14 protein-coding genes are annotated in these 16,519 nt (G+C 39.2%); 12 read left to right on the forward strand and 2 right to left on the reverse strand.

The genetic code is table 11. The features are described from left to right. Positions 1 to 134: 134 nt before the first annotated feature. The gene (locus tag DKT72_RS06180; RefSeq protein ID WP_111307868.1) at positions 135 to 3,905 is read right to left on the reverse strand and encodes a hypothetical protein; all 3,771 of its coding nucleotides are present in this window, start codon (positions 3,903 to 3,905) and stop codon (positions 135 to 137) included. Positions 3,906 to 4,392: 487 nt separating this feature from the next. Between DKT72_RS06180 and DKT72_RS06185 the strand changes: the two genes are divergently transcribed. Then, the gene (locus DKT72_RS06185; RefSeq protein WP_111307869.1) at positions 4,393 to 4,821 is read left to right on the forward strand and encodes a hypothetical protein; all 429 of its coding nucleotides are present in this window, start codon (positions 4,393 to 4,395) and stop codon (positions 4,819 to 4,821) included. 506 nt (positions 4,822 to 5,327) lie between these two features. On the opposite strand, the gene DKT72_RS06190 is transcribed toward DKT72_RS06185, so the two are convergent. Beyond that, positions 5,328 to 5,702: a Fur family transcriptional regulator gene (locus tag DKT72_RS06190; protein ID WP_111307870.1), complete on the reverse strand. Its 375-nt coding sequence runs from the start codon at positions 5,700 to 5,702 to the stop codon at positions 5,328 to 5,330. Between the two features lie 208 nt (positions 5,703 to 5,910). On the opposite strand from DKT72_RS06190, the gene DKT72_RS06195 reads away from it, so the two are divergent. The 11 genes from DKT72_RS06195 to DKT72_RS06245 all read left to right on the forward strand — a co-directional run bounded on the left by DKT72_RS06195 (position 5,911) and on the right by DKT72_RS06245 (position 16,504). Continuing rightward, on the forward strand, positions 5,911 to 6,819 hold the full coding sequence (locus DKT72_RS06195) for an NAD(P)/FAD-dependent oxidoreductase (protein WP_111307871.1): 909 nt from the start codon (positions 5,911 to 5,913) through the stop codon (positions 6,817 to 6,819). Positions 6,820 to 7,028: 209 nt separating this feature from the next. Continuing rightward, complete coding sequence (locus tag DKT72_RS06200) at positions 7,029 to 7,415, forward strand: MerC domain-containing protein (RefSeq protein WP_111307872.1); 387 nt, start codon at positions 7,029 to 7,031, stop codon at positions 7,413 to 7,415. Between the two features lie 61 nt (positions 7,416 to 7,476). Beyond that, positions 7,477 to 7,788 carry a hypothetical protein gene (locus DKT72_RS06205; protein WP_111307873.1) on the forward strand — a complete coding sequence of 104 codons (312 nt, stop codon included), beginning with the start codon at positions 7,477 to 7,479 and terminating at the stop codon, positions 7,786 to 7,788. A 258-nt stretch (positions 7,789 to 8,046) separates the two neighbouring features. Further along, positions 8,047 to 10,410 carry a TonB-dependent receptor gene (locus tag DKT72_RS06210; RefSeq protein ID WP_111307874.1) on the forward strand — a complete coding sequence of 788 codons (2,364 nt, stop codon included), beginning with the start codon at positions 8,047 to 8,049 and terminating at the stop codon, positions 10,408 to 10,410. 34 nt (positions 10,411 to 10,444) lie between these two features. Next, a complete protein-coding gene (locus DKT72_RS06215; RefSeq protein WP_235841628.1) occupies positions 10,445 to 11,236 on the forward strand; it encodes a DUF4625 domain-containing protein in 792 nt (263 codons plus the stop codon). 61 nt (positions 11,237 to 11,297) lie between these two features. After that, a complete protein-coding gene (locus DKT72_RS06220; protein ID WP_111307875.1) occupies positions 11,298 to 11,777 on the forward strand; it encodes a DUF4625 domain-containing protein in 480 nt (159 codons plus the stop codon). 8 nt (positions 11,778 to 11,785) lie between these two features. Further along, the gene (locus DKT72_RS06225) at positions 11,786 to 12,733 is read left to right on the forward strand and encodes a DUF4625 domain-containing protein (protein WP_111307876.1); all 948 of its coding nucleotides are present in this window, start codon (positions 11,786 to 11,788) and stop codon (positions 12,731 to 12,733) included. Between the two features lie 77 nt (positions 12,734 to 12,810). Further along, positions 12,811 to 14,010 carry a GTP-binding protein gene (locus DKT72_RS06230; RefSeq protein ID WP_111307877.1) on the forward strand — a complete coding sequence of 400 codons (1,200 nt, stop codon included), beginning with the start codon at positions 12,811 to 12,813 and terminating at the stop codon, positions 14,008 to 14,010. A 205-nt stretch (positions 14,011 to 14,215) separates the two neighbouring features. Continuing rightward, entirely contained in the window at positions 14,216 to 14,848 is a 633-nt protein-coding gene (locus tag DKT72_RS06235; protein WP_111307878.1) for an ATP-binding cassette domain-containing protein, read from the forward strand. Further along, the gene (locus DKT72_RS06240) at positions 14,845 to 16,077 is read left to right on the forward strand and encodes an ABC transporter permease (RefSeq protein ID WP_111307879.1); all 1,233 of its coding nucleotides are present in this window, start codon (positions 14,845 to 14,847) and stop codon (positions 16,075 to 16,077) included. The genes DKT72_RS06235 and DKT72_RS06240 overlap by 4 nt, the downstream gene beginning before the upstream one ends. Beyond that, complete coding sequence (locus tag DKT72_RS06245; protein WP_111307880.1) at positions 16,067 to 16,504, forward strand: hypothetical protein; 438 nt, start codon at positions 16,067 to 16,069, stop codon at positions 16,502 to 16,504. The genes DKT72_RS06240 and DKT72_RS06245 overlap by 11 nt, the downstream gene beginning before the upstream one ends. Positions 16,505 to 16,519 lie beyond the last annotated feature (15 nt).

Below are 16,519 nucleotides of genomic sequence, written 5' to 3' on the forward strand. Positions count from 1 at the left end.
AAGATACGAATTTAAAAAGAATCATTAATGGTTTTTAAGAAGAAGTTTTTGCGCAGTCTGACGGTCTGTGTATGATGTCGTAGCTGACGTTAGGAAGCTATGCATTATACACCTTGTTGTGAATCGTATTTAATCTAACCTCTGAGCTTGTATTCGTTTGCTTTGTGCCTCGCTATCAACTCACTTATTGTTTCTTTCATGCCATTCGGTAGAGATTTGATGTTCTTTACTATGTACAAATAGTCTAAAATAAATGTAGGGCTGAAGATTTCTTCTAAAACTTCTTTTGCATCTGTCTTATCCGATTCATCCAAATAATGCAAAAAATCATTTAGCCACCTAGAATATTCCCACACTATTCGATTTACTTCGCCAGAAGATATAAGGGAATCTCTGTTTTGTTTTAATTCATTGAGAACAGCAGTCGCAAAAATTTTCGGGTCACCGTTAGCGTCATATTGATTTACTATTTCATCTCTTGTTTCGAGTAAATTTCGGTTATAAAGATTCTTGAATTTTAGACGATCATTATACCTTTTAAAAAAATCAATGTAGATCTGAAATATTTCATGGGAGCTTTTTTTGTGGTAAACTTCATCAAATTTACTTACAATGAAACTTTCAACCCGTAGTTGAGACCATTTATGCCACTGAGAACTGTAGAATTCTTCAGAGCTTTCTAGCGTCATCAAATCAGCAAAGTATTCTTCTAAGCGATCTAAACCTGTCGCGTCAATAAGTTTTTCTGACTCAACTGCTGCTTCGAAGAATTTTCTGATATTTTGTTTAGTTTCTGAGGGGAGTTTCACATACAAGTTATTCTTCAGAGGATCGATAATATGGAAGCATTCAGAAATGATAGTGCTATCAAGATTACTGCGTAACGTCTTAATTGTAGTCTTTATATAAAAGTTGAGTAAATCAAAATCGATCTCTTCTTTTGGGATGTGCCATAAAAAAACACTTAACAAATGCAGAAATCTCATTGAACTATATATTCTACTATCTTTCTTAAGATCATGAAATATCTGATTGGCCAGTTCAGGAGATAGTTCTATTCTTTCGTTAATTAATATGGTATCCAATTCATTGATAAACTTCAATTCCGACTCTTTAATTAATTCACTGGTATCTAACAGTTCTAGGAATTCAGTATTTAACTTTTCATAAATTGCTTTTGATTCTTCATAGTCATTGTTTTCCTTCAAATATTGATATTCCCAAAATCTATTTTCAATTTCTATTAACTTATCATTATTAGTCGTTTCAAACTTGTCGTAAGCATATGATAAATAATTTTTTTGATCCTTATACACTAAAATTTGCTTTGTGAGCTCAAGTCTTTTGGGGCTTGATAGATAGTGTTGAATTCTTCTTTCTCTATATATCCAATATAGAATTATTCTGTTATCAAAATTGTGATCTTTTAAAATTTCAATTAAAGCCTTGATCTCACTATCGCTATTCCCTCCTCCAATGAAGGATTGCTTTGTTGTAAAGATGCGAGCATAAATCTCAGGAATATTAAAGCTTATGTTGATTTGAAGTTGAAGTGAGACCGAGGCTTTGAATTTACTATGCCATTTAGTATACCATTCTGAGATTTTATCATTATCCACTTTTGAGAATGATTGTATGAGTCTTGCCTGAGAATAGTAAAGATCGACTAAAGGCAACTTTAGTTCTAGTTGATTGAACAAGAACTCACAATCTATATATTGATTTGCTACCCATTCATAGCTTTCTCTCATCCCTCCTTCTTGATGAAATAAAGTATTGAAATCTGAATCATGAAGTCTTTGATGACTTGAATTACTTTGCTTAAGGCACAGCCAATAATGTACAGCTAAAGCATTCCAGTAAATCCTTAACGTTCTTAATGCTAATTCGTGAGTTTCTATCTGATCAACTCTTTTAACAAGAGAATCTAAGGTGCTAAGAAATAATTTAATTTTTTCTTGTTCCAAGTAGACATCAAGGAGTAGAAAACGATACCTCATTTCAAATATTGGAAAGTCACTTTTTAATGGTAATGCTAAATCATCAGTTAACCGTAAATCTTTTCGAAGCTGAAAAACAAACCCATCTGCCTCTCTAATTCTAAGATGTAAAAGGAGTAAGTAGTACAAGTTGCTTAGCCATGGCTTTTCCTTGATCCTTTGATGATCTTCCAAAGACTCTATTTCGGACAATAATGATAAGGGCTGCTCTTTCGCTAACAACCTTCTATATGCAGAAAAAACTCGTTTTGAAAGTATACTCTCTTCCTGAGTAAGAAGCTCATCTAATTCGAAATGAGCATCACCGGAAAGCTCAAATAGATATGCAGAATAATAAGCTAGCTTCTCTCTTTCTATCAAAGTGAGACTCTCGTCCTTAATTAATGAGTTCAATTGATTTAATGCTTTAAAAAATTGTTGAAATGTTCGAAAAGAAAGGTGACTAAATAAACTATCTAATAGGTTGACAATGTCGATGTGGATTTCCTTTAAAAGTTCCTCACAATTGGAAATACCATTGTGGTTCTGCTTGATGAAATTAATCCTATAAAGAATGCGTTTTGCCAACAAATCTTCCATCCCAATTACATAATCTCTCAGGTATTTTTTGATCCAAAATAATTGTATAAGTATCAAAGTACTCTTGTCAAGGGAGCTTTCAAGAATTATTCTCAATTTGTAAGGAATCACAAAAGCACCGGTCGCAAAATGTCTACTTTGAAAAAAATCCTCAATCTGCTTAAGCCTAGTTGCTAATTCAAAATAGTCCGGGTTATTGGTCATTGTATAGCACAGATGGGAATTTAGCGAAGTGATAATGTTTTTGGGGGTGTTAATAAAAAGCTCATTTATCTTATTGGAATTCCATCTCTCTATATGATGCCGATTCCCACTGAACGCTAAAAATTTCAATATGTCATATTCTGAGAAAACATTTTTATTGTCATTTTTCTCAATTTGATCTGTCCATTTTTTTTTCAATTGATTAATGGCTCTTTTTTCATCCTTAGAAATCAGGTAGTTCCCTTCAAGATCTAACTCAGGATTTAGGCCTATGATTTCTCTTAGTTCTTCGTTATTGTATGGCTTAAGTTCTAAAAGGTAATTAACATAGTGTTTTTCTCTGCAAACCGTCATCAAATCATCCAGATTATCTGACTTAGAAGTAAAGAGGAAAACCCAAGTACATCCAAATCGATTAGCACCATCATATGAATTCATTAAATCGAGGAGAAAATGGTATGGCTCCTCATCTAATAGTTCAGCATTATCAACTACTACTACCGTAGGTTTTTTTCTGAAACCCCTCTTATTCAAATATCGAATAATACGTTCTTTTTCAAAGGAGAAAGAATCATCCTGTTGTTTCTTTTTTTCGATTCTGCTCTTCAGGTTTTTAGGAATGAAAGTGAAAAAACTGAGTACTCCTAAAACTGATAGAAAAATACCTGCAAACTGCTGTAACGTTGGTGTTGAAAGTTTTCCGACATTGAATTGGTAGGATGAGATAATTAAAAGTGATATTATTCCAATACTTGCAACCATAAAACCAAACCTAGTTTTTTGGTCAAGACGCCTTATTTGATTTGTCAATGAGTTGTAGTTATTAACCAGACTCTTTAGGATCACATTAAAGTTTGCATTTACATAGTGTGTGTCTTCTAACGTATCCTCTCGTTTGACATCAAAGAATATGGAACAAGAACTCCGATTCATCGATTGTCTCTTCATGGAACCGATCAAATCTTTTTGAAACTCTTTCAGAAATGTAGTATTGTGATTATTTTCTGAAGATGTAATCGTGAAAACAGTATTCGTTCGTTTCAAAGATTTCTCAACCTCACCCGAGAACCTAGGTGCGAAGTTCTTTCCGTTTTCTCGTAATCTTGATTTCTGATCAATCATCGGCTTTTATGATTCACAACTTGTTTATATGCGGAACTTTCTTCTGCTTATCCAACCAAATTGGCAGGATATGCCCAAGTTTTAACATATTTTATTCCGTATACTTTTTTATTTATTTTGCTTTTTCACAACACCAACCAATATTAACCTTTTCTTACAAAAAAACCAAATAATTTAATAGTATTTACAAGCCCCCAGCAAAATCAAGCGGCTCCCCCTTGATACCCTGTTATAAACATTGCAAACACTTAGGTGCCTTTTCATGTTTTTTACGCTTGTCTTGATGCATTAACGATAGGTCATGCTTTTAACAAGTCCATAACAAGTCCATAACAGGTCTATAACAAGTCCATAATAAATATGGACTTGTTATAGATTTAATATGCATTAATTATGCACTTTTATAAAACAAAACAAAAGGAGGTTCTTAAAAAAAGCTTGTAGGGGTTAAAGATTGAGTATCAACCTTATTAAAAAACCTGATATCATGGCAAAACCTATAAACGATGGCGCGCTAAGTGGCGCTCTAGGCAATGTGGTGTTTGTAAACAAAGGCCGTTATACCTATGCGCGCACCAAACCCACCAAAGTAAAACAAACCGCCAGCACTAAGGCGGCAGCCAATACCTTTGGCTGGGTAAGCCAACAGGACAAAAAATTCAGGTTTGCCTTGACTCAGGCATATACACTCATAACGGACAGTTATTATGCAGCACGGCACCGTGCCAGCATGGCCAAGGCACTGAACGCTAGCGTACCGCCTGCTTCTTTGGCATTAAACATGCCCCAAGCACTAGAAGGGTTTGAGTTCAACAGCCAGGTACCATGGACTAAAACCTGCCGTTTCTATAGGGCGTTTACCCAAGGGGACAGCCACATGGCAGCGTGCCTCATCACCGCCCTCACCTTAGGGTAAAATATAAAACCGCCCCAGGCGGTGCGCAGTGCCCACCTGCAACTGCATGCCTTTATGGTGGATCACAACCAACCCAACATCGATTTAGTACCCATAAGCAGTTATGAGCGTACGCTACAGCCTCTTAAAACCTTGCCGGAAGCCCTTTGGAGTTTTCACCTCCCCACCCAACCAGCTTGGTTGCTGGTCGTAGGCACCATGACTTTTGAGTTTAGACAGCCAACGGTGCCTACCCATTTACGGGGCTGTTCGTCCTATTTGTTTACCAAGGAGGTGTAATCCCCGAGTAAGGAGCGCAACAACAAAACCAACGGCTTCATGACAGTCCCCATAACCATGGAAGTGGCCATAGGCTTAAAAACAAAAAATCCCTCCCACAGCGGAGAAGGCCTTATAGTGGTGAGAGAGGTAGGACTTTCAATAACTGCGCAATCACCTTTATCCTCCTTATTGTAAGCACAGGTGGTGTCGTTCAGCAAATGTCGTACCAAAATCAAAGGAATTATTTAAGCACAAGTTTTACAAGTCCCCGTTAAAACACAATTTACATGCTCCACAATATAAGCCTCCGAAAGCGAAAAATGGACTTCAATAGGCAGGCACTCAATCGTGTCGCAGGTGGTGCATCTAAAATGGAAATGATGTACGGGTTTTTTGTGGCCATCACATTTTTTGCATAAAGCAAAATACTGTTTCCCATCTTCGGCTACCACTTTATGCAAAATCCCATCCTCACAAAAGCGGTTTAAGACACGATAAATGGTGGCTCTGTTAATTGTAATGTCGATGTGCTGCTCAATGGCATCTTGGCTCATGGCCTTACCCGACTTTGCCAACACGTCCATCACAGCCTCCTTGGTAGGGGTGTTTCTTCTTTTCATTAGTTAATGCGAATGATTCGCAACAATTTATTGCGATTGTATTGCAATAGTATAAAAAAATAATATATTTGCAAACATATTAATGCGACATTTTTGCATTTAAACCCATAGTGGTGGCTACACATGCCCTGATCCTAACAGACCATGTGGGGATTTGGTTCTTAACAAGACCCACCATTAATAGTGGTTTTTACAAAAAATTAAAACGATGACAAGAACAGAAGACTTTGAGGTGATTATTGTAGGAGGCAGTTATGCCGGACTTTCCGCAGCCATGGCCCTGGGGCGCTCCTTACGGAAGGTACTGATTATTGATGCAGGCAAGCCCTGTAACAGACAAACCCCGCACTCCCATAACTTTTTAACCCAAGATGGAAAAACACCCAAAGAAATTTCCACCATCGCCAAACAGCAAGTGGCGCGTTATTCAACGGTATCTTTTATAAATGACTTTGCCGTTAGCGGCAAAAAGCACCCTACAGGCTTTGAGATTGAAACCCAAAGCGGCCAGGTATTTACAGCACAAAAAATAATTCTAGCCACCGGTGTTCAAGATCTCATGCCCGACATCCAAGGGTTTGCAGCCTGTTGGGGCATTTCCGTCATCCATTGCCCTTATTGCCACGGTTACGAACACAAAGCGGAAAAAACAGCCCTTATAGCCAATGGCGAAAGGGCCTTACACCTCGCGTCGTTGGTGAATAACCTCACGGATGATCTGACCATTTTAACCAATGGCCCTATGGATTTTGAAGCCGCCGCGTTAAAAAAATTCCAAGCACACCACATAGACGTGAAGGAAAAGGAGATAGCAGCCATAGAACATGCCGATGGACATATGAAAAAAATAGTCTTTAAAGATGGGAGCAAGGAGACCTTTCTGGCGGCCTATGCAGCCATCCCTTTTGAGCAAACCGTATCCATCCCGATGGCTCTAGGATGTGAATTAACAGCCCAGGGCCACATTCAAGTAGATGCTTTTCAGCAGACCACCGTAGAAGGTGTTTTTGCCTGCGGCGATAATGCCAGCCCCATGCGTGCGGTAGCCCATGCCGTAGCCACCGGAAATATGGCAGGAGCCATGGTGAATAAAACATTAACCGAAGCACACTTTTAAGTATGGGGGAGCCATGATTGAAGGTTTTACCACAAACATCCCCAGCATCCATCACGCAGCAAGCGTGATAAAGACCCTTGAAAATAGATTTTTAGAATAGAAGATTAGTTTCGACATAGAACGCCCCATCATCCATTACCCTGACGAATACAGCATACTAAGGGTGGAAGGCGAGACCATTGAGATAGCTAAATATAAATGAAACACAGATGAAAATTAAAAATAACACCCTCGACATCATTGCCCTTTCAAGTTCCTTAATATGCGCCGTACATTGTGCAGCCATCCCTGTAGTACTGTCATTTTCCTCCCTAACCAGTCTGCACTTTCTAGAGAACCCCTTGATTGAATGGACTTTTATTTGTTTGGGCGTAGTGTTTGCCATCACCTCGCTTTGGCCCAGTTATAAAAAAATACATCACAATAAAAAACCACTGTTATACGTGGCATCAGGCTTTACCTTCATAGCCTTAGGACGACTGGATTTTACAGAACTATGGGAAATGGGCAATACCGTGCTTGGAGCTTCTTTGGTTTCGATAGCCCATTATGTTAATTGGAAATTATCAGGTACAAAAAGGGGGCATAAACATTAGTTTCATTTAGAAGGGATGTTAGCACCCTAATTTTTAATTTATTTTAGTAAGTTTGCATCTCATGAAACAAGGTCGCTTAAAACATAGCATTACGTATTTGTTGCTTGTTGTTTTCATATCCATGAAAATGGCAGGGCTGCATGTGCTATCGCATACAGACGATAAAGACCATGCCTTGCATTGTGTGGTCTGCGACCAAGCCATCACCCATAATTTCACCCCGGCACTGACGCCCGATTCACAGGAGTTCGTTATAGGTGAGACGACAGCATACCTTGTTAAAAAGGAGATCAGCAAAAGCTATGGCTTTATCATCTCCAACACCCTTGCCGCCAATCAGCTTTTTTCCCGGCCCCCACCTTCGTTACTATAAGTTTTCCTATACATTCATTATTTAAGATCGATTAGACGCGTCTGATGATGGCATGCCTTGTACCACATGTTTAGTACGAAGTCATGTAATGACAGGCAGTGATGCTGTATGTCATCACAGTTTTCAAGAGTCAGATAGCGATGCATCGTCGTAGAGGTTTTACACCACTACGGCTTGCCATGTCATATCATCTTAGCGATGAGTGTCCTGATCGTCCGGGGCTTCCGGACACGTGTTCAAATCTTATAGTATCTCATTATGTTCCATAAAACATTGTGCGCATGGCTAAGTTTTAGCCTATGCACACTATCATTTGCCCAAAAAACCTTTACCATTGAAGGTACCGTTAAGAATGCCCAAACCCAAAGCCCAATTGCCGGCGTAAGTATCATTGGAGAAGGTATATTCGCCGTGTCGGCAGACGATGGCTCGTTTACCTTAAAAAATGTCGGCGAAGGCGTTTACACCCTTCAAGCCACACACCTGGGATATACGCCCAAATATTTCGACCTGGAAGTAAACGGCCAACCCGAAAACCTGCTGGTCACCTTAAGTGAATCCAATACCCTGCTCCAAGAAGTACAATTACTCGGGAAAACCAAAGAGAAACTAGCCAAAGAACAACCTTTGGTGACGGTGGAGGCCTCCAAAGCATTTATGGAAGCCAATCGGGAAAATAGCCTGATGCAAACATTGAGCAAAATCCCGGGCGTAAGCACGATTAACATTGGCTCTGGGCAGTCGAAGCCAGTGATTAGGGGCCTCGGTTTCAATCGGGTGGCCGTGGTACAAAACGGCATCAAACACGAAGCACAACAATGGGGCAGCGACCATGGTTTGGAAATCGATCAATACGGTATGGGAGCCATACAAATCATAAAAGGTTCCGCCTCCTTCATGTATGGCTCCGATGCCATTGCCGGGGTGGTAAACATTAAACCTGCCGCAGCCCCTGAAGAACATTCTTTTAGTGGGGAAGTAAACCTGTTGGGTGAAAGCAATAATAACCTGTTAGGCATTTCAACGGGCATCCAGGCAAGAAAAGAAAAATGGTTTTATAGAGCACGTTTGACTTTTCGCGATTATGGCGATTATAAAGTTCCAACAAATAGGATAAACTATGAAAATTACATTTTTGAACTGCACGAAAACCATTTAAGGAACACGGCCGGTATGGAAGCCAACGCCAGCTTTAGTGTGGGTTATATCTCAGATCATATAAAATCGGAAACCTTCTTTAGCAATGTGTACAACAAGAACGGCTTCTTTGCCAATGCCCACGGTCTTGAAGTGAGAACCTCCAGCATAGATTACGACCGTTCGGACAGGGACATCGACCTCCCTTACCATCAAGTGAATCATTTCAAAATAACGAACAACACGGTGATTACCGGCAATAAGCATACATTGTATTTTGAGACCGGTTTTCAAAATAACCAACGCGAAGAGCATTCCGAGCCTGTACCACATGGATATATGCCCAAACCAGCCCATAGCAAAGAGCGAGAGTTCCATAAAAACACCTTTTCACTGAATATCAGGGACGCTTTCCAAATGCAAAAAGGACACAGCATGCATGCAGGCGTGAATTTGGAGTTTCAACAAAACACTATTGATGGTTGGGGGTTTTTAATTCCGGCGTTCAACAGGTTTACAGCCGGAGTATTTGCTTATAACCAATTAGAAATCAACCCCAACTTACATCTTCAGGCAGGCCTGCGTTATGACTTTGGATTTTTAGATACCAAAGCCCATGTCGATTGGTACCCTTCCACCAGAACGAATGAAGATGGTTCCACCTCTTATATCTACCTGCAAAGAGCACAGAACAAACAGTTGGATTTTGGGAATATGAGCGCTTCGGTGGGCTTAAGCTACCTGCAAAACCATACCACCTATAAAATAAATATAGGAAAAAGTTTCCGGATGCCTTTGGCCAACGAATTAGCTTCAGATGGGGTTAACTATCACATGTATCGTTACGAGCGGGGCAACATTGATTTAGATCCTGAAACATCCTATCAACTGGATATCGATATAGACCATACGGCAGAACTATTTAGTGTGGGCATAAGTCCCTTTGTGAATGTCTTTGATAATTTCATTTATTTAAACCCCACCCCAAATTACTTCGAAACCTTACAGATTTACGAGTACACCCAAAACAAGGTTTTTAGGATGGGGGCTGAGGTTCGGGCCAGTACCACCCTGTTTGATAATCTACAAGTAGATGCTTCTATGGAATATGTGTATTCCCGACAAACCAGTGGTGCAAAAAAAGGTTTCACATTGCCCTTTGCGCCGCCTTTGTCCACACTGCTTTCCGCAAGCTATCAGTTTAAAAAACTTCTGTTCTTTAAAAAGCCACAATTCATCGTGGATTACCGAATAACAGCCGCACAAGATGAGATTGTCCCCCCAGAGGAAAAAACAGCTGGATACCAAGTTTTAAATATGGCTTTAATGAGCCATTTTAACCTGTTCAAATACGATGCCCAATGCCGTTTAAAGCTCAATAATGCGTTCGACACCAAATATTTCAACCACACCAGTTTTTACAGACTTATAGATGTTCCCGAAGCAGGCAGGAACATTTCTTTGTCCTTAACAATACCTTTTTAACAAACAATAATTATTAACAATCAAAACAAAAAAAATGAAAACAAAAAAAATGAAAACAAACATCAAACTTTTAGCCATGGTAGCCTTTTTAGGAATCTCTTTATACTCCTGTAGTGATGATGATGATCCGATTTTAAAGGCCCCCGTTATCTCTAATTTTGAGTATGGCGAAGGAAGTACCCATTCTACAGAGCAGGTAGCCTATAAAGGCTCAGACATTCACATGGAAGCAGACATAAACGCAGAAGCCACCGTAAGCAGTATAAAACTGTCTATCCATGCCCATGATATAACCCTAGGTGAGGGAGAAGTAGACTGGGACTTTGAGAAAAGCTTTACCGATAGCAAATACCTGGTAATAAACCCTAATTTTCATGAACACATCGATATTCCAGACAACATTCCAGCAGGAGAATACCATATAGAATTGGTAGTCACCGATGCCTTGGGAAATAGCACGGAAGTGGAAGGACATGTTCAAATTCTAGACCCCATTACCTTAAGTGATGTCTCTATCGATACTGAAGTAGTTCGTGGGGATGACTTTCATGCAGAGTTCTTAATCGATGCAGTAAACGGCATCCATAACATCACTGTTGACATTCATGCACACGGCATTACCCCTGGTGTTGGGGAAGTAGAATGGCACTATGAAGAAGTTTTCGAAAACGGTTATCATGGTGAGACCTCGGTAGAATTTCATGAACACATCGATGTGCCTACTACGGTGCCTGCTGGGGAATACCACATGGTCATCATCGTGGAAGATGAAGATGGCTATACCAAACGCTACGATACCCACATAGATGTAACAGCAGCCGTATAAATAACTTTTATCAACACCGCATAATTTCTGAAGAGGTTATGCGGTTTAAAAAATGAGCTATATGAAATTGACAATAAAACACCTGTTCTTTATCCTTTTTAGTGCCTGTATCATCTCCTGTTCTAGCGACGACAGCGTAGATAAGGATGAAGAAAAACCAACCATTACCATACAGTATGCTGGCGGATTTCCACAAGCCTGTGCAGAACTTCAAAAAGGACAGACCTATACCTTTAAAGCCAAAGTAATGGACAATAAGGCCCTGGCTTCCTATAGCTTGGACCTTCACCATAATTTTGACCATCATACCCACGATGACCAAGGTGAGACCTGTGATTTAAACCCTATAAAACAGGCTGTAAATCCATTCATATTCATGAAGAACTACACTATAGAAGGACATCAGACGGCTTATGAAATAAATATATCCTTAACCATTCCGAACGATATCGATTCTGGAGATTACCATTGTTCCTATTCCGTAACAGATGCCACAGGCTGGCAATCCAGAACCTCAGTAGATATAAAAATCATAGAATAAACAAAAGCATGAACCTCATCAATAAGAACAAACCATTCTTTTTCCTCTTATCAACGTTCGTATTCACATGCCTATTGGCATCCTGCTCCAAGGATGACGATACCGCAGTGCCTATGCCAATACCCAGCATGAGTGCATTGGAGATAGGGTCGGGGGAACACCAAGGTGTTATTGGCAGAGACTTTCACTTTAATGCCGACGTTGTAGCAGGGGGCCGTATTGACTTTATACAAATCAATATAAAACCCAAGGCAGGCGAGACCTATAGTCACGATTGGTCTTTTGAGATTGCTTGGGATGAATTTAAAGGCCTTAAAAACAGTACGGTGCATAAACATTTTGATATTCCCGAAGACGCCCCGGAAGGCACATTTGATTTTATCATCACCATCACCGATGAAAACGGCACCCAACTACAGGAAACCCATGACGTCAATTTGGTTGACCCCGCAAATCTTCCGGTAGATCCCTACTTGTATCTCTGGGACTTTTATACACCAAATGCCTATCAATACGTGAATGAATTACTTCAAAATCCAGAAGACGTCACCTATTCACAAGGCGATGTCTTTAAATCTTCAGTGACCATCAAAAAGGTGAAAGGCGATGGGAAAATGTACCTGCTGTTTATCAAAAAATCCGCAAACCATCTGCCTAGGATTGTAGATGACATAGATTTTTCAAAAGTGATTGTCTATGATGTGTTTGAGCATGAAAACTGGGAAGATGTAAATGCCTTTGCGAATATTATATACGACGGCCAAGGCGGATTTACCCGCCCTACCCCAGAGTTTGTTATAGGAGCCTCTGTTGATAACAACACTCCCGAACCCAACCCCATAGAAGGCGACAAAGCTTGGGAAAACGGCGCCTATTATCTTGGTGTCGTGTATACCAATACCACCTATAATATAAGTGTTTACCATTATTTGGAAGTCCAAATAAACGGTTTTTAATTTCATTGGAAATAGGCTGTCCTGAAAACAGGAGCAGCCTATGCATTACTACAAAACTGCTAATAAAAGGTCATACTATGAAAAAACTACCTGTAACTATATTAAGTGGATTTCTAGGTGCTGGAAAAACCACGCTGTTAAACCACATCCTCCATAATAAAGAAGGCTTAAAAGTAGCTGTCATTGTGAATGACATGAGCGAAGTAAATATCGATGCCCAGTTCATTGAAAATGAAAATACGCTCTCTAGAACCGAAGAAAAACTAGTGGAAATGTCCAACGGGTGTATTTGCTGTACCTTGAGGGAAGACCTGATGGTTGAGGTTGAAAAGTTAGCCAAACAAAACAAATTTGATTATTTGTTGATTGAAAGTACAGGCATTAGCGAGCCCATTCCCGTTGCTCAAACATTTACCTTTGAAAGCGAAGATGGCACCATAGATTTGAGTCGTTTTAGCTATATAGATACCATGGTAACGGTGGTAGATGCCTATAATTTTTTAAAGGACTTTTCAAGTCCCGATTACCTAGCCACCAGGGAACTTACCAATATGGAAGGCGACAACAGGACGATTGTTAACTTACTGACCGATCAAATTGAATTTGCCAATGTTATCATCATTAACAAAATTGATTTGGTAACTAAAGACCAGCTTGAAGAGCTTCATGCCATCATCCATAAGCTAAATCCGGAAGCTAGGATGATTACGGCTACCGAATCTAACGTTGCGCTTAAAAATGTAATCAACACAGGTCTATTTGATTATGCCAAAGCGGAAGCTTCTGCAGGATGGATAAAAGAACTGGAGAACGAGCATGTACCAGAAACCGAAGAATATGGTATGGGCTCCTTGGTTTTTAGAAGTAAAAAACCGTTTCACCCAGAGCGTTTTTTAAAATACCTTAATACGGGTTTTCCGCAAAACATTATAAGAAGTAAAGGTTTGTTTTGGCTGGCATCCAGACCCAGCCAAGCACTGATATGGAGCACAGCGGGCGGTTCTTTTAAGGCCGACAATGCGGGGGTTTGGTGGGCATCCATGCCTTTTGGTGAGCGTATTAGCTATACGGCCTTTGTAGAAAACAAAGACCAAATTGAATCTGATTGGGATCCGTTGTTTGGAGATCGCAAAATCGAATTGGTATTCATTGGGCAGTACCTAGAGAAAAAGACCCTGGAAAAGCAATTGGAAAATTGTTTAGTAAGCGACCTAGAAATCAAGCAATGGAACCATAAACTAGTAGAACAAGAAGATGAATGGTCCATTGCAAGATAAATACCATTAAAAACTTAAAGCGATAAAAAATGCATCATCCATGTTTTATAATAGAACAAATCCAGCTAAGAAATAGCAACATAATTTAAACATTCACTAAACATGGATGTGAGTTGGTTTTCTTAATGTGAGTGGGTAGAGCTGGACAATTATTGCTAGCACTGCTTTTTAAAAAAAGAAAAAAGAGTCTAAAAGAGGTTGCGACATGATTAAGACCAAAAACATAACATTTAAGTATAAAAAAAATGGAAACCATCGTTTTACTTTCCCGGACATTACTTTAAAAGATGAGGAAAATTTACTCATTTTAGGTAAATCGGGCATAGGAAAAACAACACTTCTTCATCTTTTGGCAGGCTTGCTAAAACCTGTTAGCGGAACGATCGCTATTGGTTTTGTTGATATCCATTCCCTATCACCTTCACAATTGGATACATTCAGGGGACAGCACATTGGATTGGTATTTCAAAAAAACCATGCAATTCAATCTTTAAATGTTACTGAAAATTTAGAGTCACGTCTTTTTTTTAGCAGAAAAGCCATCGACCATGTTATGATAAATGACTTATTAGAACAATTGGATTTGAGCGACTTTAAAAAGAGCAAAGTAAACGAACTGAGCGAAGGGCAATTACAAAGGTTGGGCATTGCTTTATCGGTCATACACAATCCACAAGTTATTTTGGCAGATGAGCCCACTTCAAGTTTAGATGATGAAAACTGTAAAATGGTTATGGATTTGCTTATCAATCAGGCAAAACAAAACCATGCCAATCTCATTGTTATCACACACGACCACAGGATAAAACCATTATTTTCAAAAGCCATTACATTATGACTATTTGGAGCATTAGCATACAAAACCTCAGGTCAAAACCATTCTATACTTTTTTAAGCGTCTTCAGTTTGGCATTAAGTATCGCACTTCTTCTAGGAATCCAACAAGTGGAAGCGTCCTTTAAATACCAAATGGAAAACAACTTAGGAGATATTGATTTGGTTATTGGTGCCAAAGGAAGCCCCTTACAATTGGTTTTAGCATCTGTACTGCATATGGACAACCCAACAGGGAATATTCCCTATGAAGATGCAAAAAAGGTGGGCAAAAACCCTATGATTAAAAGTGCCGTACCTATCTCTTATGGTGATAATTATAAAGGATATAGAATTGTAGGAACAACTAAGGGATTTGCCCCCCTTTACAATGCTGCACTGGAAGAAGGACGTGCCGTAAAAAAGTCAATGGAAGTCGTCCTTGGCCATACCGTGGCAAAACAACTGCAACTTAAAATAGGGGATACCTTTTTAAGCTCCCATGGATTGGTTGATAATGATATAGACGTGCATTCCGAAAAACTTAAAGTAGTTGGGATCTATAAACCCACTCAAAAAATAATAGACCGTCTCATCATTACAAATTTAGAAAGCATATGGGACGTTCATCATACCGAAGGCGAACATGAACATGGTGATGAACAGGAGGGAGGCTCTATTGAGCATTCTGGAAATGCATATGAAGGAAAAGAAATAACGTCCTTATTGATTTCTTTTAGAAATCCATCTGCCTTTTTAACGCTTCCTAGAAAAATCAATGAACAGACCAATATGCAAGCGGCATTACCTAAATATGAGTTGGACAGATTGTATGAATATATGGGCGTTGGGGTGAAAACAATTTCATGTATTGCCTATATCATCCTTGTTATTTCTTGCATGACCATTTTTATAAGCCTTTATAAAATGGTAAAAGAACATGCTTTTGATCTAGCACTGTTACGCACTTACGGTGCAAGCAATGTCCAATTGATACGCATGGTCGGGTATGAAGGATGCATAATGGGGCTACTCGCCTTTTTATTGGGGATTTTACTATCTAAAACGGGACTGTCCTTGATGTTTAAAATGGTAGAAACCGAATATAAACAAAACATGCTCCATGAATTGCCATTGATGGAATTCTTGCAAATAGGAGCTTTGGTCTTTATAATGATATTGGCCGCTATAGTCTTAGCCATCCATCCTATCATAAAAATGAACATATCCACTATTTTGAGCCATGAAAACTAAGATGCTGATAATCGCTACACTTTTAGCTTTCAATATAGGCTTTAGCCAAAAGAAAATCACTTGGACGGATTTATCCCATATAAAGTTTACGGAAAAATTTTTCCCAGCGTATGACACCTCTTTTTTTGTTCCTACTTTTTTGCCTCCCGTAAAGGCTTTAGATGGTAAACAGATAACTATTACAGGATATTTTTTAAATATAGACCCTAAAGGAGAATTGTATATCCTCTCCAAAGGCCCCATGTCTGCTTGTTTTTTCTGTGGGATTGGAGGGCCAGAAACAGCCATAGAACTGCAATTTACATCTAAACAGCTGTTTAAAACTGACAATATAGTGTCTGTAACGGGAATATTAAAATTAAATGCTACCGATGTAGATCATTTTACTTACATCCTAACGGAATGTAAAGGACAACGAATTAATTAATAACAGCCATACACA

It is taken from the genome of Confluentibacter sediminis (assembly GCF_003258355.1).
Classification (GTDB): Bacteria; Bacteroidota; Bacteroidia; order Flavobacteriales; family Flavobacteriaceae; genus Confluentibacter; species Confluentibacter sediminis.